This is a genomic window from Streptomyces sp. NPDC050509, from assembly GCF_044457965.1.
In the GTDB taxonomy this organism is placed as follows: Bacteria; Actinomycetota; Actinomycetes; order Streptomycetales; family Streptomycetaceae; genus Streptomyces.
On sequence record NZ_JBITHL010000010.1, the window covers coordinates 219530 to 243441 of the forward strand.

Consider the following 23912-nt stretch of genomic DNA (forward strand, 5'->3'; position numbering starts at 1 on the left):
ACGGTCAGCCGATTCCGGGGATGAGGGAGATGAGCAGGTCGATGATCTTGATGCCGATGAAGGGCGCGACGAGGCCGCCGAGGCCGTAGATCCCGAGGTTGCGCCGGAGCATCCGGTCCGCGCTGGTCGGCCGGTACCGTACGCCCCGCAGGGCCAGCGGTACGAGCACGATGATGATCAGGGCGTTGAAGACGACCGCCGAGAGGATCGCGGACTCGGGCGACGACAGCCGCATGATGTTGAGCTTGTCCAGGCCCGGATAGACGACCGCGAACATCGCCGGGATGATCGCGAAGTACTTGGCGACGTCGTTGGCGATGGAGAACGTCGTCAGCGCGCCCCGCGTGATCAGGAGCTGCTTGCCGATCTCCACGATCTCGATCAGCTTGGTGGGGTTGGAGTCCAGGTCCACCATGTTCCCGGCCTCCTTGGCGGCCGAGGTCCCGGTGTTCATGGCGACGCCGACGTCCGCCTGGGCGAGCGCGGGCGCGTCGTTCGTGCCGTCGCCGGTCATCGCGACGAGCTTGCCGCCCGCCTGTTCCCGTCTGATCAGGGCCATCTTGTCCTCGGGCGTGGCCTCGGCGAGGAAGTCGTCCACGCCCGCCTCCTCCGCGATCGCCTTCGCGGTGAGCGGGTTGTCGCCGGTGATCATGACGGTCTTGATGCCCATGCGGCGCAGCTCGTCGAACCGTTCCCGCATGCCGTCCTTGACGACGTCCTTGAGGTGGATGACGCCCAGCACGCGCGCGCCCGCGCCGTCCTCGACGGCCACCAGCAGCGGCGTACCGCCCGCCTGGGAGATCGCGTCGGTGAGTGCGCGGGTGTCGTCGGAGACCTGGCCGCCGCGCTCGGTGACCCAGGCGGTCACCGAACCGGCCGCGCCTTTGCGTACCTTGCGCGCGGCGCCGTTCTCCGTGATGTCGACGCCCGACATCCGGGTCTGTGCCGTGAAGGCGATCCACTCGGCGCCGGCCAGTTCGCCCTGGTGGCGTTCGCGCAGCCCGTACCGTTCCTTGGCGAGGACGACGACGGAGCGGCCCTCGGGCGTCTCGTCGGCCAGGGAGGAGAGCTGGGCGGCGTCGGCCAGTTCGGCCTGGTCCGTGCCGCGTACGGGGACCAGTTCGGCGGCCTGCCGGTTGCCGAGCGTGATCGTGCCGGTCTTGTCGAGCAGCAGCGTGGACACGTCGCCGGCCGCCTCGACCGCGCGCCCCGACATGGCCAGGACGTTGCGCTGGACGAGGCGGTCCATGCCGGCGATGCCGATCGCGGAGAGCAGCGCGCCGATGGTGGTCGGGATCAGACAGACCAGCAGCGCCGCCAGCACGATCATCGACTGCTCGGCGTGGGCGTACTTCGCGAACGGCTGGAGGGTGACGACCGCCAGCAGGAAGACGATCGTGAGGGACGCGAGGAGGATGTTCAGCGCGATCTCGTTGGGCGTCTTCTGCCGGGCCGCGCCCTCGACCAGGGCGATCATCCGGTCGATGAAGGTCTCACCGGGCCTGGTCGTGATCTTGACGACGATCCGGTCGGAGAGCACCTTCGTACCGCCGGTGACGGCCGAGCGGTCGCCGCCCGACTCGCGGATGACGGGCGCGGACTCGCCGGTGATCGCGGACTCGTCCACGGAGGCGACCCCGTCGGTCACATCGCCGTCACCGGGGATGATGTCGCCCGCCTCGCACACCACCAGGTCGCCGATGCGCAGCTCCGTACCCGGGACGCGCTCCTCGCCCGCGCCGGCGCTCCGGCCGGTGAGCCGGCGCGCGACCGTGTCCGTCTTGGCCCGGCGCAGGGTGTCGGCCTGCGCCTTGCCACGGCCTTCGGCCACCGCCTCCGCCAGGTTGGCGAAGACCACGGTCAGCCAGAGCCAGGCGGCGATGGCCCAGCCGAACCAGGCGCCCGGGTCCAGGATGGCCAGTACGGTCGTGAGGACCGAGCCGACCTCGACCACGAACATCACCGGGGACGCGATCATCACCCGCGGGTCGAGCTTCCTGAGCGCGTCCGGGAGCGAGCTGATCAACTGCTGGGGGTCGAAGAACCCCACGCCGACCCGTCCGGTGGCTCCGGCGGACCGGCCGATTCCGCCGGAGAGGTCGCTGTGCGGCGCGCGCGCCGGGTTGGGGTTGGGGGAGGGAGTAGGGGTGGGAGTGGACATCGCGTCCTCTTGCCTCTTCGTACGGTCGGTCATGACGCCAGCCCCTCGGCCAGCGGCCCCAGCGCCAGCGCGGGGAAGTACGTCAGCCCGGTGACGATCAGGATCGCGCCGACGAGCAGGCCGGTGAACAGGGGTTTGTCGGTACGCAGGGTGCCCGCGGTCGAGGGGACGGGCCGCTGCCCGGCCAGCGAACCCGCCAGCGCGAGGACGAACACCATCGGGACGAAGCGGCCGAGCAGCATCACGATCCCGAGGCTCGTGTTGAACCACTGGGTGTCGGCGTTGAGCCCGGCGAAGGCGGAGCCGTTGTTGTTGGCGGCCGAGGTGTACGCGTACAGGATCTCGGAGAAGCCGTGCGGCCCCGAGTTGGTCATCGAGTGGCCCGGGGTGGGCAGCGCCATGGCGACGGCTGTGAAGCAGAGGACCAGCGCCGGGGTGATGAGGATGTAGCACGCGGCGAACTTGATCTCGCGGGTGCCGATCTTCTTGCCCAGGTACTCGGGTGTACGTCCGACCATCAGACCGGCGAGGAACACCGCGATGACGGCCATGATCAGCATCCCGTACAGCCCGGAGCCGACCCCGCCGGGCGCGATCTCGCCGAGCTGCATGCCCAGCAGCGCGATCCCGCCGCCGAATCCGGTGAAGGAGGAGAGGAAGGCGTTGACCGCGCCGGTGGAGGTGAGCGTGGTGGCGACCGCGAAGAGCGACGAGCCGCCGACCCCGAACCGGGTCTCCTTGCCCTCCATCGCACCGCGCGCGATGTCGAACGCGGGGGCGCCGTGGTGGAACTCGGTCCACAGCATCAGCGCCGTGAAGCCGATCCAGATCGTCACCATCGCGGCGAGGATCGCGTACCCCTGCTTGACGGAACCGACCATCCTGCCGAAGGTCCGGGTCATCGCGAACGGGATGAGCAGGATCAGGAAGATCTCGAAAAGGTTGGAGATCCCGTTGGGGTTCTCGAAGGGGTGGGCGGAGTTGGCGTTGAAGTAGCCTCCGCCGTTGGTCCCCAGCTCCTTGATGGCCTCCTGGGAGGCGACCGCGCCGCCGTTCCACTGCTGCGGCCCGCCGAGGAACTGTCCGACCTCGTGGATGCCGGCGACGTTCTGGATCGCGCCGCAGGCGACGAGGACGACGGCGCCGATGACGGAGATGGGCAGCAGGATCCGTACGGTCCCGCGTACCAGGTCGGCCCAGAAGTTCCCCAGCTCGCCGGTACGGGAGCGGGCGAAGCCCCGTACGAGCGCCACCGCGACGGCCATGCCGACGGCGGCGGAGAGGAAGTTCTGCACGGCGAGCCCGCCGGTCTGGACGACCGGGCCCATGGACTGCTCGCCGTAGTACGACTGCCAGTTGGTGTTGGAGACGAACGACGCGGCGGTGTTGAACGCCTGGTCCGGGTCGATCGAGGAGAAGCCGAGCGAGCCGGGGAGCCCGCCCTGGACCCGCTGGAGCAGGTAGAGGAAGAGGACGCTCACCACGGAGAAGGCGAGGACACCGCGCAGATAGGCGGGCCAGCGCATCTCGGTGGCGGGGTTGGCGCCGATGGCCCGGTAGATCCACTTCTCGACCCGCAGATGGCGCACGGAGCCGAAGCCGGAGCCCGAACCCGAACCCGAACCGGCCTCCGAGCCGGAGCCGGAGCCCGAGCCGGAGTCTGCCCGGGGGGACGCGTACACGCGGGCCATGTAGTCGCCGAGCGGACGGTACGCCAGCCCCAGCGCCACGATCAGCGCGAGCAACTGGAGCGTACTGGCGAGGACAGAACTCATGACGGGCTCAGAACCTCTCCGGGAACAGCAGGGCGAGGACGAGATATCCCAGCAGGGCGACGGCCACGACCAGGCCGACGATGTTCTCGGCGGTCACAGCTTCGTCACCCCCTTGGCGACGAGGGCCACCAGCGCGAAGACCGCGACCGTGGTGACGACGAAGGCCAGATCGGCCATCGTGAGCTCCTGAATGAGGTTCGGTACGGGTGAGGTACGGAAGGAATCGGACGTCCTGAGGAAGCCGGACGCCCTGAGGAAACCGGACGTCCTGACGAAACCGGACGTCCTGAGGAAACCCCCTCATTCGGGGCTTCCGTCTTCCGTTGACGGTGTCCATACGGCTCCGGTCGCCGGCTTGACGGCTCTCTTACGCCGTGCGGGGATCGCGGGTTGACGGCGACGCGGGCTGGATACGATGAAGGGCGGCTCCACGCGCCGACGCTGCTGATATGAGCGAGGAAAGGAATCCTTGGATATGACGACCGAGACGTTCGAGTTTCAGGTGGAAGCACGCCAGCTCCTCCAGATGATGATCCATTCGATCTACTCGAACAAGGATGTATTTCTTCGTGAGCTGGTCTCCAACGCGTCCGACGCGCTGGACAAATTGCGACTGGAAGTTCTCCGGAGCGAACTACAGGAAGACGTGTCGGACCTTCATATCGACATCGAGGTCGACAAGGAACAGCGCACGCTGACTGTACGTGACAATGGCATCGGAATGTCGCACGACGACGTGGTGGACCTCATCGGCACCATCGCGAATTCCGGTACGGCGAAGTTCCTGAAGGAGATGAAGGAAGCCAAGGAGGCGCAGGACGCCACGGCTTCCGAAGAACTCATCGGGCAGTTCGGTGTCGGCTTCTACTCAAGCTTCATGGTGGCCGACGAGGTCACCCTGCTGACCCGGCGCGCGGGCGAGAGCAAGGGGACCCGCTGGCAGTCCACCGGCGAGGGCACGTACACGGTCGACACGGTCGACGACGCGGCGCGGGGTACGGCGGTGACGCTGCGACTGAAGCCGGAGGACGCCGAGGACCAGCTCTTCGACTACACGTCCACGTGGAAGATCAAGGAGATCGTCAAGCGGTACTCGGACTTCATCACCTGGCCGATCCGCATGGCCGCCGAGGCGAAGCCCGCCGTGGACGAGACGGACGCGGGCGCGGACGCCGACGGAACGGCCGATGCCGACGCCGCCGGCGCCGGCGCTGACGCGACGCCCGAGCCCGAGACGATCAACTCGATGAAGGCGCTGTGGGCCCGGTCCAGGAGCGAGGTGACCGACGAGGAGTACAGCGAGCTGTACAAGCACGTCAGCCACGACTGGAGCGACCCGCTCGAAACCATCCGTATGCAGGCGGAAGGCACCTTCGAATATCAGGCGCTGCTCTTCCTCCCGTCCCACGCTCCGCAGGACCTGTTCACACAGGGGAGCAAGCGCGGAGTCCAGCTCTATGTGAAGCGCGTCTTCATCATGGACAACTGCGAAGCGCTGATGCCCGATTATCTGCGCTTCGTCAAGGGTGTGGTCGACGCCCAGGACCTTTCGCTGAACGTGTCGCGCGAGATTCTTCAGCAGGACCGGCAGATCCAGTTGATGCACCGGCGCCTGGTCAAGAAGGTGCTGTCGACGGTGAAGGAGATGATGGCCGACCGCCCGGAGCGTTACACGACGTTCTGGAAGGAATTCGGCCGGGTTCTCAAGGAAGGGCTGCTCAGCGACTTCGAGAACCGCGACGCGATTCTCGGCGTCTCGTCGTTCGCCTCGACCCACGACGAGGAGGGGGTGACCACCCTCCAGCAGTACGTGGAGCGCATGAAGGAGGGACAGCAGCACATCTTCTACATGACGGGCGAGTCCCGTACGGCGATCGAGAACTCGCCGCACATGGAGGCCCTGCGCGCCAAGGGCTTCGAGGTGCTGCTCCTGACCGACCCCGTCGACGAGGTGTGGGTCCAGTCCGTCCCGGAGTTCGACGGCAAGCCGCTGCAGTCGATCGCCAAGGGCGAGGTCGACCTCGACACCGAGGAGGAGAAGAAGGAGGTCGAGGCCGAGCGCGAGAAGCAGCAGCAGGACTTCGCCGGGCTGCTGACCTGGATGTCCGGGAAGCTGAGTGAGCACGTGAAGGAGGTACGGCTCTCCTCGCGCCTCACGGTGTCGCCCGCCTGCATCGTCGGGGACACCTTCGACGTGACGCCGGCGCTGGAGAACATGTACCGGGCCATGGGCCAGGACGTGCCCCACATCAAGCGGATCCTCGAACTCAACCCGACGCATCCGCTGGTCGTCGGCATGCGCACGGCCCACACCGGCCAGAAGGCTGACGCGGCGGACGCGGGATCGGACGACGCGACGGACACGGGATCGGGCGACGCCGGTCTCGCCGAGGCCGCCGAGCTGGTCTACGGGATGGCACTCCTCGCGGACGGCGGCGAGCTGGCCGACCCGTCACGCTTCGTCAAGCTGATGGCGGACCGGCTGGAGCGAACCCTGTAGTTCCCGGCTTCCGGATTCCCGGGCCTTCCGGCCGCGAGATACGGAACACTTTGGAGGGCGGTCACTGGCGTCAGTGGCCGCCCTCCGGCGTACGTACCGCCCTCCGGATGCTCCGGAGCGCACCCCGTGCACCATGGTTCAAAGATTGCGCAACCTCTAAAGTATTGCCATGGATGATCACGGCAGAACGGAATGGGAAGTCGCGGTCCTCGACGGAGGACCCGCGAACGGGGTACGGATGCGGGTCGCCGACCGGCCGTCCGTGGTGCAGGTGACATACCCCTGCGAACTGGACGGCCCGTCGGGCGGCGCCCACGTGGACGCGCTCTTCGTCTACCGGCGCGACCCGCGCGTACAGGGCGAGCCCCTGCGGTACGGCTTCGACCTGGCCAGCCCCTGAGGACCTGACGGGGACGGGACCGGACGTACCCCTCAGCGATCCGAAGAGGCGGAGGAGGGCGAGGAAGGGGGCGAGGGAGAAGGCGAGGCGGGGGGAGGCGAGAAGGAAGAGGCGGGCGGGGCGGCAGTGTCCGCCGTGGCGCCGCCCTCCTCCTTCATCGCCTTCGTCTCGCTCTTGAGGATGCGCAGGGACTTGCCCACGGCCCGTGCGGTGTCCGGCAGCTTCTTCGAGCCGAACAGAGCGATGAACACGATGGCCACGATCAGCAGGTGCCAAGGCTCCAACCCGTTACGCAACATGCCGCCCCGCCTTCCTCTCGTCGCATCCCGAACCGGCCGGGAATCCCGAATCGGCCGGTGCCCCGCGTCACTCACGCACCCGGGGTCCGCACCTCTCACTAAAGTTGCTACATTGCGCAACTGTACAACCAAGAGGTCGGCCAGAGGGATGAGGGCGCACACATGGCAGGCAGCCGCCAGCACACTCCAGCCGCGCGTACGAGCCGTCGCGCCGCCCCTGCCCGCTCCCGGCGGCGCAAGCGGAGCGGGCTGCGCACGTCGTTCGTCGTCGCCCTCTCCCTGCTCGTGCTCGCTACCGCCGGGATCGGCTGGATCTACCTCAAGCTCAGCGGGAACATCAACACCTTCAGCGCGGGCGGCCTCTCCGACAACCGGCCCGTAGGCACCTCCAAGGGCCAGAACGTGCTGGTCATCGGCTCGGACGCGCGGACGGACGGCAACAGCTCGCTGGGCGGCGGCGACAAGGACGACATCGGCCGCTCCGACACCGCGTTCCTGCTGCACATCTACGCCGACCACCAGCACGCGGTCGCCGTCTCCATACCCCGCGACACGCTCCTCGACATCCCGCCCTGCCGGCTGCCCGACGGTACGTGGACGAAGACGCAGGTCAACACCATGTTCAACGCGGCCTTCTCCCTGGGGCAGAGCGCCCAGGGCAACCCCGCCTGCACCCAGAACACCGTCGAGCACCTCACCGGACTGCGCGTCGACCACACCGTCGTCGTCGACTTCAAGGGGTTCGCGAAGCTGACCGAGGTCGTCGGCGGGGTCCAGGTGTGCCTGCCCCAGGACATCTACCAGAAGGATCTCAACCCCAACCGCGCCACCCGGGGCGAACGTCTCTTCACCCAGGGCGCCCAGACCGTCTCCGGCCGGCAGGCGCTGGACTACGTACGGATCCGGCACGGCATGGGCGACGGCTCCGACATCGGCCGGATCAAGCGCCAGCAGGCCTTCGTCGCCGGTCTGCTCAAGAAGGTGAAGAGCGACGGCCTCACCCCCACCAAGCTGCTGCCGCTCGCGAACGCGGCGACCCGGTCGATGACCGTGGATCCTGGGCTCGGCTCCGCCGACAAGCTGATCAGCTTCATGATGTCGCTCAAGGACATCGACCTGCACAACACCAAGTTCGTCACCATCCCCTGGCGGTACGAGGGGGCGCGCGTCGCGATCGTCGAGCCGGACGCCTCCGAGCTGTGGGCGGCGCTGAAGGCGGACCGTACCGTCGACGGCAAGGACGCCAGCGGCACGAAGGACGCGGGGACCGAGGAGGCCACCGGCTCCCCCGCCTCCCCCACGCAGAGCGCCACCGGCGAGGCCTCCGGCCAGGTCTCGGGCGGCGGCATCAGCGTCGCCGTGTACAACGGCACCACCGTCACCGGGCTGGCCGCGCGGGCCTCCCGTACCCTCACGGACCACGACTTCGTCGTCACCGGCGCCGCGACGGCGAGCAGCCAGGACCGCACCACCACCGTGATCGAGTACGGCGCCGGTCTGGAGGACCGGGCCAGGACCGTCGCGCGGCTCTTCCCCGGGGCGGAGGTCACGCCCGTGTCCACCACCTCGGGCATCGATGTCGTGCTCGGCACGTCGTACGCGGACGCCCCGGCCGACGGGACCGACGGGGCAGGATCCCCCTCCGCTCCGGCCCCCGGCTCCGTACCGTCCGCCGTGACCGACGACGCCCGTTCGGCGGACGACGACCCCTGCTCGAACCTCTCCTACGGCTGAGCCCTACGACTGTCCTACGGCTGAACCGCGACGCTCGCCCCGTCCGGTACGTGCCGCCGCTCGTGGCGCCCCCTCGCCACCGCGAGACCGGCGGCGTACAGCGCGAGGACCAGGGCGAGCAGCACGTAGTACAGCGCGGGCAGCGCCGGCATCCCGAGGGCCGGGCCGAGCGGGGAGAGCGGCAGCAGCAGCCCGGTCACGGCGAGCCCGGCGGCGGCCCAGCGGACCGGTCCCCCTCCGGTACGGCTCGTACGCAGCAGGAGCATCACCAGCGCCTGGGTGAGCAGGTTCTCCGTGAACCACCCGGAGTGGAAGGCCGCCTGGGTGGTCCCGTCCGCCGTCGTGTGCAGGGCGAGCGCGAGCACCGCGAACGTCGCCAGGTCGGCGGTGGCGTTGATCAGCCCGAACCCCGTGATGAACCGGAGGAACGCGCGCGACCGCAGCTCCGTCGGCCGGCGCAGCGCCTCGGGCCCCGGCCGGTCGTACGCGAAGGCGAGCTGCGCCGCGTCGAAACAGAGGTTCTGCACCAGGACCTGGGCCGGGAGCATCGGCAGGAAGGGCAGCAGCAGGCCCGCGACGAGCATCGCGATGACGTTGCCGAGGTTTGAGGAGAGAGTGATCCGCAGATAGGTCGCGATGTTGCCGCTGGAGTGGCGTCCGGCGCTGATCGCGTGGTCGATCGCGGTGAGGTCCTTCTTGGCCAGGACGACATCGCTGGACTCGCGTACGACGTCGACGGCGTCGCGCGGGCAGATCCCGACGTCGGCGGAGTGCAGCGCGGGCAGGTCGTTGACGCCGTCGCCGAGGAAGCCGGTGGTGTGGCCGTGGGCGCGTACGGCGGCGACGACACGGGCCTTGTGCTCGGGTGTGCAGCGCGCGAAGACGGTGGTGTGCCGGGCGACCTCGGCGAGTTCGGCGTCGGTGAGACCGTCGATACGGTCGGCGGTGACCACCTCGCCCTCGCCCGGCGGCCCCAGGGGGATCCCGAGGTCCTGGCAGGCGCGGGCCGCCGTTCCGGGGTGATCGCCCGTGAGGATCCTGACGGTGACGCCACGGGCCGCGAAGACCTCCAGCGCGTCGGCCGCCGTCGGGGCGAGCGCGTCGCGGAGGGCGACGAACCCCCGGAAGTCGAGGCCGCGTTCGTCGGCGGGGGTGTAGTCACGGCGCCGGGCCGGCCGCTCGGCGGTGGCGACGGCGAGCAGCCGCAGTCCGCTGTCCGCCTCGCGGGCGGCGAGGGCGGTGAGCCGGGCGCGTTCGCCGTCGTCGAGCGCGCACCGCTGGAGGACGTCGGCGACGGCGCCCTTGACGACGAGGGTGTGGGCGCCCAGGCGTCCCGGCCGCCGTACGACGGCGGTGGAGAGACGGCGCACGGGATCGAACGGCAGGGCGGCGACGCCTTCGTACCCTCGCCCTCCGATGTCCTCGCCTTCCGTCCCCTCCGCCGCGTCGAGGATCGCCTCGTCGAGCGCGTCGGGAGCGGGTAGATCGGCCAGTTGCAACGTCCACCAGGCGTTGACGGCGGCCCAGTGCAGTACGTCCGGGTCGGGGGCGCCGTGCGCGTCCGTCGCCCGGTCCAGCACCGGCCGGTCCTGGGTGAGGGTGCCCGTCTTGTCCAGGAACAGTACGTCGACGGCGCCCAGGTCGTGCAGCGCGGGCAGCCGTTTGACGATGACGCTGTGGTGGCGCGCGAGGAGCGACGCGCCCCGGGCGAGCGCCGTGGTGACGATGACCGGCAGCATCTCCGGCGTCAGCCCGACCGCCACCGCGACGGCGAACGGCAGCGTCTCCAGACCCCGGCCGCGCAGCGCAGCGTTGGCCATCAGGACCAGCGGTGGCGTCAGCAGCATGAACCGGATCAGGACCCAGGAGATCCCGTGCACCGAGCGGTCGAAGGCGCTGGCGGGGCGCCGTCCCGGGCGGCTGCGCGCCGCGCCCCACAGCGTACGGGTCCCGGTCGCGACGACGACCGCCGTCCCGCTCCCGGAGGCCACGCTGCTGCCCTGGAAGCAGAGGTGCGGCTGCCCGAACACCCCCGGCCCCCCGGCCGCTTCGCCCCCGGGCCCCTCGCCGGGCGCGTCCACCGCGTACTTGGTGACCGGGGCCGACTCTCCCGTCAGCGGCGCCTGATGGACGGTCAGACCGCTGGCGCGCAGCAGCCGTACGTCGGCGGGCACCAGGTCGCCGGGGCCCAGGCGGATCACGTCGCCGGGCACGAGCTGGTCGACGGGGATCTCCCGGGGCTGCGGCTGATCGCTCTCGCCGCCGGTCCGGTCGTCCGTCCGGCCGTCCGTCCCGCTGTCGGTACGTCGCAGTACGGTGGCGGTCGTGGCCACCAGGTCCCGCAGCGCGGCCATGGAGCGGTCGGCGCGGTGCTCCCCCGACGAGCGCAGCAGACAGCTCACGGCGACGAGCGAGAGGATCACGCACGCGGTGCCCCAGGCGGCGACGGTCGCGGACACCAGACCGAGGCAGAGCAGTACGGCCGTGAACGGATCCCGCAGGCTCCGTACGAAAAGGCGTGGCCAGGAGGCCGTACTCCACTCGGGCACGGCGTTCTCGCCGTACCGGAGCAGACGCTCCTCGGCCTGCGCGTCGGTCAGCCCGCGCGGTCCGCTGTCGAGCCGGCGCAGTACTTGGAGGGAGGTGAGCGGGGATTCCCGGCCCTGCGGATCCCGGCGCCCGGCCGTGCCCGTTTCCGCGTCGGTGTCCGCGTCTGTGTCCGCCGGGGCGCCCCAGGCTGCGGGCCCCGGCACCACGGACTCGGACATGGCGGTCTCAGGCGCCGACGTCGCTGATACGCCGTGGCCCCGGCGCGAGCGCCGCCCGGTCGGTGAGCTGGCCGACCATCAGCCGTACGACGGTCACGACATCGGGGTCGTCGACGAAGTAGACCTGTCGCCGGCCCTCCCGGCGGGACCGTACGAGACCGGCGAGCTTCAGCTTGGTGAGGTGCTGGCTCACGGCGGGCAGCGCGCCGCCGACCCGCTCCGCGAGCCCCGTCACATCGCTCTCGCCCTGTGCCAGCACCCAGACGATGTGCAACCGCGCCGATGACGCCAGCAGCCCGAACGCGGCGGCGGCGTCCGCCAGCACCTCGGCGGAAGGATCCCCGAAGCCGCCGACACCTGCCGTCACGATCGCTCTCCTGTCCCACGCGGGCCGTCCACCCGCGTACCCGTGCCCGATCCCCCGCCCGAATCCCCTGCCGGAACCCAACGGCTCAGTCTAGGGGCTCCCCCTACGGAGGGGTCGCAGGCAAAAGGAGGCTCGCGTCAGGGACGCTTCGGGGGTTCGTTCGGCTCGACGATGGTGCCGGTGACGATACGGCGCCCACCCTGCGCGTCGTCCTGCGCACCGCCCGGGGAGCCGCCCTGGGGGCCGCTCCGGGCTTCGTCCTGGGGCGCGGTGCCCGGGGCGGCGCTGTCCGCCGCGCCCGGGGCGGCACTGTCCGCCTTCCCCTCCTCCTTGAGCGCTTTCGTCTCGCTCTTGAGGATGCGGGCCGCCTTGCCCGCGGAGCGGGCCAGCTCAGGGAGTTTCTTCACCCCGACAACCACGGCGATGATGATGAGGATCACGGCCAGTTCGCTCAAGCCGAACATCAGGTCTGCTCTCTCCCGGGAACGTCCGCGGCCGTCCTGCCGCCGTGTCGCCGCAACATCTACAGCGCTGTAGAAGTATCCCGCATCAACCACACGCGCAACAAGGCCAGGGCCACCCTCGCACGGACTCCTGTGGGGACGTCAGTGGCACCGTCTGTGCAGGTGGTCACAGAGGCACCCCGAGCGCCCGCTTGGTGGAGCGGTAACGCGCCAGGAACACCGGGCGCAGCCAGCGCACCGACGCCGGGAAACTGCCCAGCAGCGCCGTGCGCCCCGGGACCCGGTCGGGGTCCTCCAGCAGGCCGAACACGAGATGCGGCCCCGTACGCGGGCCGCCGTGGACGATCGCGCTCCGCAGCCGGGGCACCTCGCGGTCCGGCACCCGGGGGAACAGCTCCAGCAGGACCGGCTCCTCCTCGTCGAGGTTCCTGTTCAGGATGGACAGGACGCGGATCGCGGACGGCAGCCCCGTCATCGCCGCCTCACCGACGACCACCAGGACCTCGCCGCGCCCGCCGGTCACCTCGCGGGCGGCGATCGCGTCGACCGCGCGGGCGAGGGTGTACAGCTCGGCGTCGAGCGCCTCGCGTTCGACGGCCGTGCCTTCCAGCTCCGCGACGGGTCCGGGGAAGAGTTCGCGCAGCACCGGCCAGAGCAGCTCGGACTCGCTCGCACGCTGGCCGTGGACGAACTCGATCAGCCACCGGGCCGTGCCGACCAGCGTGCGCACATCGACGGGCCGGCCGTCCGCGAGGGCCGAGAGCGACGCGGTGACGAGCGTCGCACCCCGGCGCATGAGGGTGTGCTCGGCGAGGAGTTCGTCGTGGATGCGTGTGCGTTCAGCGCGGAGCGCGGGTGAAACAGCCATCTTCCGTCCGTCCCCCTTCTTCACCGCGGGCGCCCGGGGCGGCTCGATCCGCCGGTCCACGGGCACACCTGCTGAGGCGCTCCGGGACGAGAGCACCTCTCCCTGAGGAGATGCCCGTCCCACGGGCCCCTCACACCTCACACCCCCCTCACCCGACCCCATCTATACGCCTTCCTTACTATTCCTTCCGCTTCCTCCCGTTTCGCATAATTTTCCCCTCACCTTTCGCCTCACCTTTCGCTCATCCGAAAGTTATCCACAGGCTGAGGGGGATCTCGACGGGATGTCAGCGGCCAAGCGCAGAATGGGGTCATGACTGAGATCAACGGTTCGAAGCCGGACGCGACGCGGGACGCCATGCCGGAGTGGGAGAAGCGCTTCCGGGCCCCTCGGGTCTCCCTGCCCGACTGGGCGGAGGACGCCCCTGAGCGGGCGCTGTTCGTGTCCAACGCGACAGGGACGTATGAGCTGTACGCGTGGGATCGCTCGACCGGCGCGCAGCGTCAGGTGACGGACCGGCCGAACGGGACGACGGACGGGGTGCTCTCGCTCGACGGCGAGTGGATCTGGTGGTTCTCGGACACGGACGGGGACGAGTTCGGGGTCTGGATGCGCCAGCCGTTCTCCGGCGCGCGGGAGAACGGCGCGGGGGCCGAGGCCGCTTCGGGTGCGGGAACAGGGGCCGGGGCCGGGGCCGACGAGCCGGCGGCGCCGGGGCTCGATCCCTCCTATCCCGCCGGTCTGGCGCTGGGACGGGACGGGACGGCGGTCGTCGGGCGGTCGACCGACGAGGACGGATCGACGGTCCATGTCGTACGGCCGGGCGAGGCGCCGGCCGAGATCTACCGCCACCGGGAGTCGGCCGGGGTCGGGGATCTGTCGCACGACGGCACACTGCTCGCGATCGAGCACACCGAGCACGGGGACGCGATGCACTCGGCGGTGCGGGTGCTGCGGCTGGACGGCTCGCTGGTCGCCGAGCTGGACGACACCGAGAGGGGCACGCGCGAGCTGGGCCTCGATGTGCTGGGCTTCGCTCCGGTGGCCGGGGACAGCCGGCTGCTCGTCGGCCATCAGCGGCGGAGCCGCTGGGAGCCGATCGTCTGGGATCCGCTGACGGGCGAGGAGACGGATCTCGCGATCGAGCTGCCCGGCGATGTCCACGCCGAGTGGTATCCGGACGGCTCGGGGCTGCTCATCGCACACAGCTTCGAGGCGCGCGACGAGCTGTGGCGTTACGACTTCGCCAAGAGCGCGCTGATCCAGGTGGAGACCCCGGCCGGGACGGTCTCGGGGGCGACGGCGCGGCCGGACGGCAGTGTGGAGTACCTGTGGTCGTCGGCCGCCAGACCGCCGGTGGTGCGGTCCACCGCGGGCGGAGTGGTGCTGGACGCGCCGGGCATGGCGGCGCCCGCCTCGGTGCCGGTGGAGGACGCGTGGGTCGAAGGCCCCGGCGGCCGGGTCCACGCGCTGGTGCAGCGGCCGTCGGGCGAGGGCCCCTTCCCCACGGTCTTCGAGATCCACGGCGGCCCGACGTGGCACGACAGCGACGCGTTCGCCGCGGGCCCGGCCGCCTGGGTCGACCACGGCTTCGCGGTCGTACGGGTCAACTACCGCGGATCGACGGGGTACGGGCGGGAGTGGACGGACGCGCTCAAGCACCGGGTCGGGCTGATCGAGCTGGAGGACATCGCGGCGGTACGCCAGTGGGCGGTCACCTCGGGGCTGGCCGACCCGGCGCGGCTGGTCCTGGCGGGCGGCTCGTGGGGCGGCTATCTGACCCTGCTCGGCCTCGGCACCCAGCCGGACGTCTGGGCCGTGGGCCTCGCGGCCGTACCGGTCGCGGATTACGTGACGGCGTATCACGACGAGATGGAGGCCCTGAAGGCGATGGACCGCACCCTGCTGGGTGGTACGCCGGAGGAGGTGCCGGAGCGGTTCGAGGCGTCGTCCCCGCTGACGTACGTCGACGCGGTCCGGGCCCCGGTCTACATCTCGGCGGGGGTGAACGATCCACGCTGCCCGATCCGTCAGGTGGAGAACTACGTGGACCGGCTGGCGGCGCGCGACGCGGTCCACGAGGTGTACCGGTACGACGCGGGGCACGGTTCGCTGGTGGTGGAGGAGCGGATCAAGCAGGTGCGGCTGGAACTGGACTTCGCGAGGAGGCACCTGGGCATCGGATAGAGCGGACGGACCGGGCCGGGGCACCGGGGAAACCGGGCCCCGGGACCCGGGGGCGGGGCGGCGTTCCGTACCGTGGAGGGGTGTACCGGTTCCTGGTGACTCCGCGATGGTGGGGGATCAACGTCTTCGTCGTACTGGCGATCCCCTTTTGTATCTTCATGGGAATGTGGCAGCTCGGGCGCTTCGAGGACCGGGTGGACACCCACCGGGCGGCCGAGGCCAGGCCCGATCCCGGGAAGCGGCCCGCCGTGGCGGTGGCGTCCCTGCTGCCGGTCGACCAGGAGACGTCGGGACGCCATGTCACGGCGACCGGACGGTACGCGGACCAGTTCGTGGTGCCGGACCGGAAGCTGGACGGCAGGACCGGTTCGTACGTCCTGACCATGCTCCGTACCGACGACGGCAAGGCGCTGCCCGTCGTCCGCGGCTGGCTGGCCGGCGGCGAGAAGACGCCCGCGCCGCCGAAGGGCGAGGTGACCGTGACCGGGTCGCTCCAGGCGTCCGAGGCGGTCGGGTCCGACGGGGTGCGGTCGGGCGGCCTGCCGCAGGGACAGCTCGGCATGATCAGCGCGGCCTCGCTGGTCAACCTCGTGCCGTACGGGGTGTACGACGCCTGGGTCACCGTGGGTCAGGCGTCGGACGGGCTGCTGCCCGTGCCCGCCGCCGCGCCGCAGAACACCGGGCTCGACCTGAAGGCGTTCCAGAACCTGGGGTACACCGGCGAGTGGTTCGTGTTCGCCGGGTTCGTGGTCTTCATGTGGTTCCGGCTGGCCCGGCGCGAGGTGGAGACCGCCAAGGACGAGGCGCTGGGGCTGGGCACCGCGGCCTGACCGCCCCGCGGAGCGATCAGGCACCACGAGGTGATCACGCCCTGGTCATGGCCTAGGCCAGACGGGGCCTAGAAGCCGCTGAGGAGTCCGGTCCAGTAGACCGTGCCCGCACAGGCGTTGGGGATCGTCGCCGATACGGTCGTGCCCGCCGCCGCGGTGTAGGAGACGGAGACGCTGCCGTCCTCGACGCCCCCATCGTTGAGGAGCTGGGGCTCCGCACCGGTCGTGCCGTCGCCCGAGCCGGTTTCGCCGTTGCCGGCCGTGGAGCCGGCGGTCGTGCCGGCCGAGCCGTCGTCCGTGGGCGAGGGGTCGGGCGAGGGGCCGCCCGAGGTCGGGCAGGTCTCCGACGGCACCCAGGCGAACTTCACCTGATACGTGCCGTTCGGCGGCAGCGTCAGCGTCGACATCTCCTGGGAGGGGTCGGGCAGCCCGGTCGCCGCATCGCCCGCGAAGTGCGTCGACGTGCTGATCTTCGAGCCGTCGGCCGCGCCGATGGTGCCGAAGCCGATCGAGCCGCGGCCGGTGACCGTACAGGCGGAGGAGGAGACATTGGCGAGGCGGAACGTGCCGTACACCTTGCCCGCGGCATCGGCGACGCCCACCTCCGCGGTGGGCTGGCGGAGTTGGCCCGCCGTACAGACCTGCGAGGAGGTGACGCTGCTGGAGCCGCCGGACTCGTCGGACGTGCCGCCCTTGCCGCCGTCGGCCGCGTCCGACGCGTCGGGGTCGGGCTTCTCCTGCTTGTCGGGCTCGTCCTCGTCGGCGGACACCTTGTCCGAGGGGCCGTCCGGGTTCGTCGTCCGGTCCTTGTCGGTCCGGTCCTTGTCCTCGCCGCTCCGCGACTTCTCACCGTGCCCGGCGGCGACGGAGCTGTCGTCGGACGTGGTGCCGGTTTTCGCGACGTGCACGAAGGCGGGCACCGCCGTACCGACGAGCAGCGCGGCGGCGGCCACCCCCACGACGGCCTGCCGCTTTCTGGCCCGCCGGGTCGGGACCGCCTTGCGCAGGTGGTCCAGCGCGCCGTCGGACGGCCGGAGCTCACCCACGGCACCGTGCATGAGCCGGCGCAGCGCCAACTCGTCGCCGTCCAGGGCCCCGGCCGGATCGCCGCTCAGATCCGTGCCCGCGTCATCGGGCTCCTCGGACTCGTCGGGCTCACCGGACTCATCAGGCTCCTCGGCCTGCTCGGTCTCCGCGGTGACCTCGGCGGCCTCTCCGTCGGTGCGGCCGCTCAGCTCGTTCTCCGGCCCGTTGCTCACAGTTCCGTTTCCAGTCAGGTCGTTCAACGGCACGTCCGGGGCTTCCCGCCCGTCCTTCTCTCGCCCCTGTGCGCGCTCCCGCTCTCGTCCGTGGTCCTGTTCCCGCTCATGGCCGGGGCCGTGCCGGTCCTTGCGCCACGCACTCATGCCGAAGCCTCCATGGCGACCCGCAGCGCCGCGATCCCGCGCGAGCCGTACGCCTTCACCGAGCCCAGGGATATCCCCAGCGTCTCGGCGACCTGCGCCTCGGTCATGTCGGCGAAGTACCGCAGGGAGAGCACCTCGCGCTGCCTGCGCTGCAACCCGCGCATCGCCTTGATCAGCGCGTCCCGCTCCAGCAGGTCGTACGCGCCCTCCTCGGCGCTCGCCATGTCGGGCATCGGCTTCGAGAGAAGCTTCAGGCCGAGGATGCGGCGGCGCAGCGCGGAACGGGACAGGTTCACGACCGTCTGCCGCAGATAGGCGAGCGTCTTCTCCGGCTCCCGGACCCGGTTGCGCGCGGAGTGCACGCGGATGAACGCCTCCTGGACGACGTCCTCGCAGGAGGCCGTGTCGTCCAGCAGGAGAGCGGCGAGACCGAGCAGCGACCGGTAGTGGGCACGGTAGGTCTCGGTGAGGTGGTCGACGGTGGTGCCCGCCGCCATCGCCTCCTCAGCACCCTCGCGCTGGGACGGGATACGGGCGGGCCGCGCGGCCGGCATGGGGGCGATCACCGGCATGCCGCCGGGCATGCGGGGCCGCCGGAGCGGACGCACTGCCGCGCCTCGTACCGGGACAACCGCTGTGATGTCGAGAACCTCTGCTGCCACGCCTGTTGGACACGCTTCCCCCCGTCAGGGTTGTACGCGCACGCCGCCCCATCTGACGCTGCACTGAATACCCTCATGCGTACCCGATCTCCCCCTATGCCCCAATTCCGCGGCACCACACGGGGGCGACCACAGAGACGCTTCCCAGCCATCCGGCGGTTGCAGTACTCGCGCGGCACTCGCGCGGAGACTCGCGGAAGGGTGGGAGGAGTAGCGTCCGACATGGCAACGCCCCAGTTCAAGAGGCATAGCCGGTCAGCCTGCCCATGGGGCGTTCACAGATCCTACAAACTTTTGAGTCGTCACGGCGTACTGATTTGCGCCGACTACCAGGCAGTTGTCGGCAAGCGACCGGGCGGCTACCCCTTCGGCCGGTTACGGCATCGATCGGTTAGGGCATCGATCGGTTAGGGCTTCGACCGGTTACGGCTTCGCCAGTTCGACGGCGACGGCCTCGGCGATCTGCGCGGTGTTCAGGGCGGCGCCCTTGCGCAGGTTGTCGCCGCAGACGAACAGCTCCAGCGCCCTGGGGTCGTCCAGCGAGCGCCGTACGCGCCCCACCCAGGTCGGATCCGTCCCCACCACATCGGCGGGTGTGGGGAAATCGCCCGCCTCCGGGTTGTCGAAGAGCACCACGCCGGGCGAGGTCGCCAGGATCTCGTGCGCCCGGTCGACCGTGACCTCCTTCTCGAAGCGCGCGTGCACGGAGAGGGAGTGGCCGGTGATCACGGGTACGCGGACGCAGGTCGCAGCGACCCGCAGCGCGGGCAGGTCGAGGATCTTCCGGGTCTCGTCCCGGATCGCCGTCTCCTCCGAGGACCAGCCGTCGCCGGTGGCGGCCGGGGAGCCGGCCCAGGGCACGACGTTGAGGGCCAGCGGCGCGGGGAACGGGCCGGTGGCGTCGCCGACCGCGCGCCGTACGTCGCCCGGGTGCGTGCCCAGTTCCGTACCGGCGACCAGGGAGAGCTGGTCGCGCAGGGCGTCCACGCCGCCCTGACCTGCGGCGCTGACCGCCTGGTACGAGGAGACGACCAGTTCGCGCAGGCCGAACTCGGCGTGCAGCGCGCCCACCGCGACGATCATCGTGAGCGTGGCGCAGCCGGGCCCGGCGATGATGGAGCGCGGCCGGGTCCGTACGCCGTGGGGGTTCACCTCGGGGACGACCAGGGGGACGTCGGGGTCCATCCGGAAGGCGGCGGAGTGGTCCACGACGACGGCGCCCTTGGCCGCGGCGACGGGCGCCCAGGTGGCGGACACCTCGTCCGGTACGAGGAACACCGCGACGTCGACGCCGTCCAGCGCCTCCTCGGAGAGCGGGACGACCTCGGTCGTCCCGCCTCGTACGGACAGCTTGCGGCCGTTCGTACGAGGCGAGGCGAGCAGCCGGATGTCGCCCCAGATGTCGGCGTGCTGCGACAGGATCTGGAGCATGACGGCGCCGACGGCCCCGGTCGCACCCACGACCGCGAGCGTCGGCCGCCCGTTCATCGCGCGGCGCCCCGGAACAGCGTGCGCCAGGGCGTCGCGTTCCGGAGCATCGCGCTCCGGAACATCCCGCCCCGGAGCGCGGCGCTCGGCGCCCCGCCGGACGGGGTCATCGCCCGGTGCCGCCGTAGACGACGGCCTCGTCGGAGTCGCTGTCGAGACCGAAGGCGGTGTGCACGGCCCGTACGGCCTCGACGACCGACTCCTCCCGCATGACCACCGAGATCCGGATCTCGGATGTCGAGATCAGCTCGATGTTGACGCCCACGTTGGAGAGCGCTTCGAAGAACCCGGCGGTGACGCCCGGGTTGGTCTTCATCCCGGCGCCGACGAGGGAGACCTTGCCGATCTGGTCGTCGTAGCGCAGCGACTCGAAGCCGATCTTCTCCTTCGTCTTCTCCAGCGCGTCGATGGCCTTGCGGCCCTCGGTCTTCGGCAGCGTGAACGAGATGTCGGTCAGACCGGTCGACGCGGCGGAGACGTTCTGCACCACCATGTCGAGGTTGATCTCGTTGTCCGCGATGACACGGAAGATCGTCGCCGCCTCGCCGGGCTTGTCGGGGACACCGACGACCGTGATCTTCGCCTCGGAGGTGTCATGGGCGACACCGGAGATGATGGCCTGCTCCACCTTGCGGTCCCCTTGCGGTTCGTTGCTGACCCATGTGCCCTGAAGCCCCGAGAAGGAGGAGCGGACATGGATCGGGATGTTGTATCGGCGCGCGTACTCGACGCAGCGGTGCAGCAGCACCTTGGAACCGGAGCTGGCCAGCTCCAGCATGTCCTCGAAGGAGATCCAGTCGATCTTCCGGGCCTTCGAGACGACCCGGGGGTCGGCGGTGAAGACACCGTCCACATCGGTGTAGATCTCACACACCTCGGCGTCCAGCGCCGCGGCGAGCGCGACGGCCGTGGTGTCCGAGCCGCCCCGCCCCAGGGTCGTGATGTCCTTCTTGTCCTGGGACACCCCCTGGAAACCGGCGACGATGGCGATGTTGCCCTCGTCGACGGCGGTGCGGATCCGGCCCGGCGTGACATCGATGATGCGCGCTTTGTTGTGGACCGAGTCGGTGATGACGCCTGCCTGGCTGCCGGTGAACGACTGGGCCTCGTGGCCCAGGTTTTTGATCGCCATCGCCAGCAGGGCCATGGAGATCCGCTCTCCGGCGGTCAGCAGCATGTCGAACTCACGCCCGGCAGGGATCGGGGATACCTGCCCGGCGAGATCGATCAACTCGTCCGTCGTGTCACCCATCGCCGACACCACGACGACCACTTGGTGGCCGTTCTTCTTGGCGTCGACGATCCTCTTGGCGACCCGCTTGATGCCCTCGGCATCGGCTACGGAGGAGCCTCCGTACTTCTGCACGACAAGGCCCACGTGCGCTCCTCGCTCAGTCCATCGCTACAGCACCGCGCGTCGCGGCACATCGCTGCTGTCGGCTCAGTTTAACGAGCGGCCGCAGGACGACCCGTCTATACCACATCGTGAGATGTCCCGCTCACTCCGTGATCACCCCGAGACGTCCACGGCCGCTCGATGAGGAAACATGCCCGGGATCGGGCGAGGCACGCAGAACGTGGCCCACGTCACGCGTATGCGCGTCTCCTTGTACGGCCCAGCGCTCACGCCTCGCCAGGGCTCTCCGCCATTCCCGGTTCGACGACCCAGCGGCTCGGGTGACCCGTGATCTCCTCGATCTGGTCGTAATCCTGGTCGTAGTGCAGGACGGTAACCCTGTGCCGCTGGGCAGTGGAAGCGATCAGCAGATCCGCGAGGGACAGCGCCCGGTGATTGCCCTTCAGTACCGCCTGCCGCTGAATGTCCATCGCGGTGTCCCACACCTCGTCCGGAGACGGCAGGTACTCGAAGCCTGCTAACCAGCGCTCCCACCGCTTCGCTTCGGTGGCACTGCGCACCGAGTACATGATCTCCATACGCACCGCTCCCGAGACGCAGAGCAGCCCTTGATCACGGAGGGGGTCGAGCACCTTCGCCACGGCCGGCCGGTGCCATCGGGCGAACGCGGACTTGTCGATCAGGTACCTCTCGCTCATGCCGCGGACGACTCCTGCCCATGATCATTGCGGGCGTCGTACGTGAGGTCGATCTCTCCCGACTTGATGGCGTCACTGAACTCGCGGCGCCTCTGACGCTTCGCCGCGTCCACGACCGCGGCCTTCACTGCGTCCTCGTCAGTCTCCGCGCCGAACGCCTCGCGGATGTCTTCGAGGAATTCCCCGTCGATCTCGACAGTGATGAGGGCCATGAAGGGCCGCCTTTCCATACGAGCAATCACCGGACCACCTCCACGATAGGTTGCCGCGTTCCGCGCGCGACCGCCTGCGCGCGGACGTGTTCGCTGTGTACCGGCTCGGGGATCGGCCGGGCCTTCAGGCCGGCGGCGGCACGCAGTTCGTCGGCGCGGCGGGCCACGTCCACCTGGGCGGGAACCGCCCGGAAGGTGTCGGGGATCGCGTCGATGACCAGGCCGGTCTCCTCGGCCGCGTCGTACGCCGTCATCTCCTCCCGGCACTCGACGCAGACGCCCCCGACCAGCAGCGTCATCGACTCGTCGTTCTCGCAGGTGATGCAGGTCATGAGCGCACGGGTGACGTAGGCCGGTGCGCTCGCGCTGCTCGGCTCGGGCGGCATTTTGCTCTCCAGTCGGGTACGGGCGATCGCGACCGGGCTGTGCAGGGGCTGCGGCAGCCCGGCGGTCAGGGATCGGGTGATGTGGTCCGGTGTGGCGCCGCGCGCCAGCCACTCGGCGGCGAGCGCTTCGAGCGCGGCGCAGTCGGCGGCGGACAGTGTCATACGGGGCTCGGTACGGCCCAGGCGCGCGAGGGTGCGGTACGCGACGGAGGCGGGGACGGTAGTGGATTCGGGCGCCGAACCGGGAGCCGGAGCGGGGGCCGGTCCTGTGCCGTGTACCGGTGCTTCCGCCGTACGGGACTCCTGGCACACGGCCGATGCCGGTTCCCGTTCGGGGACCGGCGCGCGATCGCTCCCCGTCCCCTCCCTCAACCGCCGTTCCAGCTCGGTGAGATCGATCCCGCGCAGACCGGCGACGTACGCCTGCCACCACTCGTCGTCCCTGGCCGTACGGGAGAAGTACGTGTGTGTCACCCAGCGGAAGCTGTTGTCCTCCAGCGCCAAGTGCTCCTTGACCCGGCGCAGATGACCGGCGTCGGAGAGGAAGCGCAGCGCCTTGCCGCAGGCCTGCTGGCCGTAGTCGGCGACGTTCGCGGCGAGCGCCTTGTAGCCGATGGCTGAACCCTCGGGCAGACGATCGATGTATGCGGCAACCGCCGCTTCCCTCGTGCGCAGATGTGCGAAGTCGGCCTCGCCACGCGGGCGTTGGTCGGGCGCGGAGCGCTTGCCGTAACCGGGGTTGGCGAAGGGGTGCCCGGGCGCGGGCAGGGCAGCACTAGAGTGGGCGTAAGCCACGATCGAGTCTCTTTCGATGCGCTGGTCAGGCTCCGGATTGGTGTTGGTGCACCGCCGGAGCCGCTTTACGTCGCGAACCTAAACGCTCAACACGCTCTGACGCAACCCGAACACAGATAGTCATATTCGCTCGTCAGCGGAGGGTCAGGGGAGGGAGGTGGGGGTTTCCCTCAACCACCCAAACCCTGGGTAGGGGCTCGAAGCCCGGGGCCCGGAACCCGAGGCTCAAGCCCCCTCACTCACACGCAGCGCGGCCGCGATCTCCCTGTTCTTCGCACCATCCTCGAAGCGGCCGACCGCCTCCAGCCGGATCCGTTCCCTCGCCGCCCTCTTGGCATCGGTCAAACCGCCGCCCTGCGCGTATCTCACACCACACAGCTACCGACCCGACCCAGCCGCTGTCAGGCGAACAACCCGACATCACCCAATCAAGTTCAGTAGTGCTTGTTGGTTGGGGGTGGGACATCAGAAGCCCAGCATTTGGCCGCCGAGGCGGGCAACGTTCATGGCGGCAAGGATTTCGGAGCGGTTGTACGACCGGTGAATGCTCAGGGG

The 23912-nt window shown here is 70.1% G+C and carries 21 protein-coding genes; 5 read left to right on the plus strand and 16 right to left on the minus strand.

Annotated features, from left to right (window positions below; genetic code table 11):
* Positions 1 to 4: 4 nt before the first annotated feature.
* From kdpB to kdpF, 3 genes are read right to left on the minus strand one after another with little or no spacing between them, the layout of a single operon-like run.
* Positions 5 to 2194 carry a potassium-transporting ATPase subunit KdpB gene (kdpB, locus tag ACIBJC_RS28215; protein WP_399297130.1) on the minus strand — a complete coding sequence of 730 codons (2190 nt, stop codon included), beginning with the start codon at positions 2192 to 2194 and terminating at the stop codon, positions 5 to 7.
* Positions 2191 to 3936 carry a potassium-transporting ATPase subunit KdpA gene (gene kdpA / locus ACIBJC_RS28220; RefSeq protein ID WP_399297132.1) on the minus strand — a complete coding sequence of 582 codons (1746 nt, stop codon included), beginning with the start codon at positions 3934 to 3936 and terminating at the stop codon, positions 2191 to 2193. The genes kdpB and kdpA overlap by 4 nt, the downstream gene beginning before the upstream one ends.
* 7 nt (positions 3937 to 3943) lie before the next feature.
* On the minus strand, positions 3944 to 4033 hold the full coding sequence (gene kdpF, locus ACIBJC_RS28225) for a K(+)-transporting ATPase subunit F (RefSeq protein ID WP_037727062.1): 90 nt from the start codon (positions 4031 to 4033) through the stop codon (positions 3944 to 3946).
* Between the two features lie 378 nt (positions 4034 to 4411).
* Between kdpF and htpG the strand changes: the two genes are divergently transcribed.
* Both htpG and ACIBJC_RS28235 read left to right on the plus strand, forming a co-directional pair.
* Complete coding sequence (gene htpG / locus ACIBJC_RS28230) at positions 4412 to 6436, plus strand: molecular chaperone HtpG (RefSeq protein ID WP_399297135.1); 2025 nt, start codon at positions 4412 to 4414, stop codon at positions 6434 to 6436.
* A gap of 169 nt (positions 6437 to 6605) precedes the next feature.
* On the plus strand, positions 6606 to 6836 hold the full coding sequence (locus tag ACIBJC_RS28235; protein WP_329824139.1) for a hypothetical protein: 231 nt from the start codon (positions 6606 to 6608) through the stop codon (positions 6834 to 6836).
* Between the two features lie 32 nt (positions 6837 to 6868).
* On the opposite strand, the gene tatA is transcribed toward ACIBJC_RS28235, so the two are convergent.
* Positions 6869 to 7135 carry a Sec-independent protein translocase subunit TatA gene (tatA, locus tag ACIBJC_RS28240; protein ID WP_399297137.1) on the minus strand — a complete coding sequence of 89 codons (267 nt, stop codon included), beginning with the start codon at positions 7133 to 7135 and terminating at the stop codon, positions 6869 to 6871.
* A gap of 162 nt (positions 7136 to 7297) precedes the next feature.
* Between tatA and ACIBJC_RS28245 the strand changes: the two genes are divergently transcribed.
* Positions 7298 to 8869 (plus strand): LCP family protein, encoded by a 1572-nt coding sequence (locus ACIBJC_RS28245; RefSeq protein WP_399297139.1) that lies wholly within the window; start codon positions 7298 to 7300, stop codon positions 8867 to 8869.
* Positions 8870 to 8883: 14 nt separating this feature from the next.
* Here ACIBJC_RS28245 and mgtA read toward each other — a convergent pair whose 3' ends face one another.
* From mgtA to ACIBJC_RS28265, 4 genes are all read right to left on the minus strand, one after another.
* Positions 8884 to 11637, minus strand: a complete 2754-nt coding sequence (gene mgtA, locus ACIBJC_RS28250; protein WP_399297141.1) for a magnesium-translocating P-type ATPase — start codon at positions 11635 to 11637, stop codon at positions 8884 to 8886.
* A 7-nt stretch (positions 11638 to 11644) separates the two neighbouring features.
* Complete coding sequence (locus tag ACIBJC_RS28255) at positions 11645 to 12004, minus strand: metalloregulator ArsR/SmtB family transcription factor (RefSeq protein ID WP_329824143.1); 360 nt, start codon at positions 12002 to 12004, stop codon at positions 11645 to 11647.
* A 137-nt stretch (positions 12005 to 12141) separates the two neighbouring features.
* Entirely contained in the window at positions 12142 to 12468 is a 327-nt protein-coding gene (locus tag ACIBJC_RS28260) for a twin-arginine translocase TatA/TatE family subunit (RefSeq protein WP_399297144.1), read from the minus strand.
* Positions 12469 to 12634: 166 nt separating this feature from the next.
* Positions 12635 to 13336 carry a hemerythrin domain-containing protein gene (locus ACIBJC_RS28265; RefSeq protein WP_399297146.1) on the minus strand — a complete coding sequence of 234 codons (702 nt, stop codon included), beginning with the start codon at positions 13334 to 13336 and terminating at the stop codon, positions 12635 to 12637.
* A gap of 312 nt (positions 13337 to 13648) precedes the next feature.
* Here ACIBJC_RS28265 and ACIBJC_RS28270 point away from each other — a divergent pair, with 312 nt between their 5' ends.
* Together ACIBJC_RS28270 and ACIBJC_RS28275 are read left to right on the plus strand one after the other, a co-directional pair.
* Positions 13649 to 15523, plus strand: coding sequence for a S9 family peptidase (locus ACIBJC_RS28270; RefSeq protein WP_399297148.1), 1875 nt, complete (start codon positions 13649 to 13651; stop codon positions 15521 to 15523).
* Positions 15524 to 15603: 80 nt separating this feature from the next.
* Entirely contained in the window at positions 15604 to 16353 is a 750-nt protein-coding gene (locus ACIBJC_RS28275) for an SURF1 family protein (RefSeq protein ID WP_399297150.1), read from the plus strand.
* A 68-nt stretch (positions 16354 to 16421) separates the two neighbouring features.
* Here ACIBJC_RS28275 and ACIBJC_RS28280 read toward each other — a convergent pair whose 3' ends face one another.
* From ACIBJC_RS28280 to ACIBJC_RS28315, 8 genes are all read right to left on the minus strand, one after another.
* Positions 16422 to 17759, minus strand: coding sequence for a hypothetical protein (locus ACIBJC_RS28280; protein WP_399297152.1), 1338 nt, complete (start codon positions 17757 to 17759; stop codon positions 16422 to 16424).
* Entirely contained in the window at positions 17756 to 18331 is a 576-nt protein-coding gene (locus tag ACIBJC_RS28285; protein ID WP_399297154.1) for a SigE family RNA polymerase sigma factor, read from the minus strand. Before ACIBJC_RS28285 ends, ACIBJC_RS28280 begins: the two co-directional genes overlap by 4 nt.
* Before the next feature lie 513 nt (positions 18332 to 18844).
* Positions 18845 to 19909, minus strand: a complete 1065-nt coding sequence (locus ACIBJC_RS28290) for an aspartate-semialdehyde dehydrogenase (protein WP_399297157.1) — start codon at positions 19907 to 19909, stop codon at positions 18845 to 18847.
* 106 nt (positions 19910 to 20015) lie between these two features.
* The gene (locus ACIBJC_RS28295) at positions 20016 to 21287 is read right to left on the minus strand and encodes an aspartate kinase (protein WP_399297159.1); all 1272 of its coding nucleotides are present in this window, start codon (positions 21285 to 21287) and stop codon (positions 20016 to 20018) included.
* Between the two features lie 245 nt (positions 21288 to 21532).
* Positions 21533 to 21964: a PIN domain nuclease gene (locus tag ACIBJC_RS28300; protein WP_399297161.1), complete on the minus strand. Its 432-nt coding sequence runs from the start codon at positions 21962 to 21964 to the stop codon at positions 21533 to 21535.
* The gene (locus ACIBJC_RS28305) at positions 21961 to 22176 is read right to left on the minus strand and encodes a type II toxin-antitoxin system VapB family antitoxin (RefSeq protein WP_399297163.1); all 216 of its coding nucleotides are present in this window, start codon (positions 22174 to 22176) and stop codon (positions 21961 to 21963) included. Before ACIBJC_RS28305 ends, ACIBJC_RS28300 begins: the two co-directional genes overlap by 4 nt.
* A 26-nt stretch (positions 22177 to 22202) precedes the next feature.
* A complete protein-coding gene (locus tag ACIBJC_RS28310) occupies positions 22203 to 23357 on the minus strand; it encodes a hypothetical protein (protein WP_399297165.1) in 1155 nt (384 codons plus the stop codon).
* A gap of 225 nt (positions 23358 to 23582) precedes the next feature.
* Complete coding sequence (locus ACIBJC_RS28315; RefSeq protein WP_399297167.1) at positions 23583 to 23726, minus strand: helix-turn-helix domain-containing protein; 144 nt, start codon at positions 23724 to 23726, stop codon at positions 23583 to 23585.
* Positions 23727 to 23912 lie beyond the last annotated feature (186 nt).

Coding starts and splice junctions, on each gene's coding strand:
- mgtA (WP_399297141.1), bottom strand. CDS start 11,637: ATGTCCGAGTCCGTGGTGCCGGGGCCCGCAGCCTGGGGCGCCCCGGCG.
- ACIBJC_RS28280 (WP_399297152.1), bottom strand. CDS start 17,759: ATGAGTGCGTGGCGCAAGGACCGGCACGGCCCCGGCCATGAGCGGGAA.
- htpG (WP_399297135.1), top strand. CDS start 4,412: ATGACGACCGAGACGTTCGAGTTTCAGGTGGAAGCACGCCAGCTCCTC.
- kdpA (WP_399297132.1), bottom strand. CDS start 3,936: ATGAGTTCTGTCCTCGCCAGTACGCTCCAGTTGCTCGCGCTGATCGTG.
- ACIBJC_RS28290 (WP_399297157.1), bottom strand. CDS start 19,909: ATGAACGGGCGGCCGACGCTCGCGGTCGTGGGTGCGACCGGGGCCGTC.
- ACIBJC_RS28300 (WP_399297161.1), bottom strand. CDS start 21,964: ATGAGCGAGAGGTACCTGATCGACAAGTCCGCGTTCGCCCGATGGCAC.
- ACIBJC_RS28235 (WP_329824139.1), top strand. CDS start 6,606: ATGGATGATCACGGCAGAACGGAATGGGAAGTCGCGGTCCTCGACGGA.
- tatA (WP_399297137.1), bottom strand. CDS start 7,135: ATGTTGCGTAACGGGTTGGAGCCTTGGCACCTGCTGATCGTGGCCATC.
- ACIBJC_RS28285 (WP_399297154.1), bottom strand. CDS start 18,331: ATGCCGGTGATCGCCCCCATGCCGGCCGCGCGGCCCGCCCGTATCCCG.
- ACIBJC_RS28305 (WP_399297163.1), bottom strand. CDS start 22,176: ATGGCCCTCATCACTGTCGAGATCGACGGGGAATTCCTCGAAGACATC.
- ACIBJC_RS28270 (WP_399297148.1), top strand. CDS start 13,649: ATGACTGAGATCAACGGTTCGAAGCCGGACGCGACGCGGGACGCCATG.
- ACIBJC_RS28260 (WP_399297144.1), bottom strand. CDS start 12,468: ATGTTCGGCTTGAGCGAACTGGCCGTGATCCTCATCATCATCGCCGTG.
- ACIBJC_RS28245 (WP_399297139.1), top strand. CDS start 7,298: ATGGCAGGCAGCCGCCAGCACACTCCAGCCGCGCGTACGAGCCGTCGC.
- kdpB (WP_399297130.1), bottom strand. CDS start 2,194: ATGACCGACCGTACGAAGAGGCAAGAGGACGCGATGTCCACTCCCACC.
- ACIBJC_RS28265 (WP_399297146.1), bottom strand. CDS start 13,336: ATGGCTGTTTCACCCGCGCTCCGCGCTGAACGCACACGCATCCACGAC.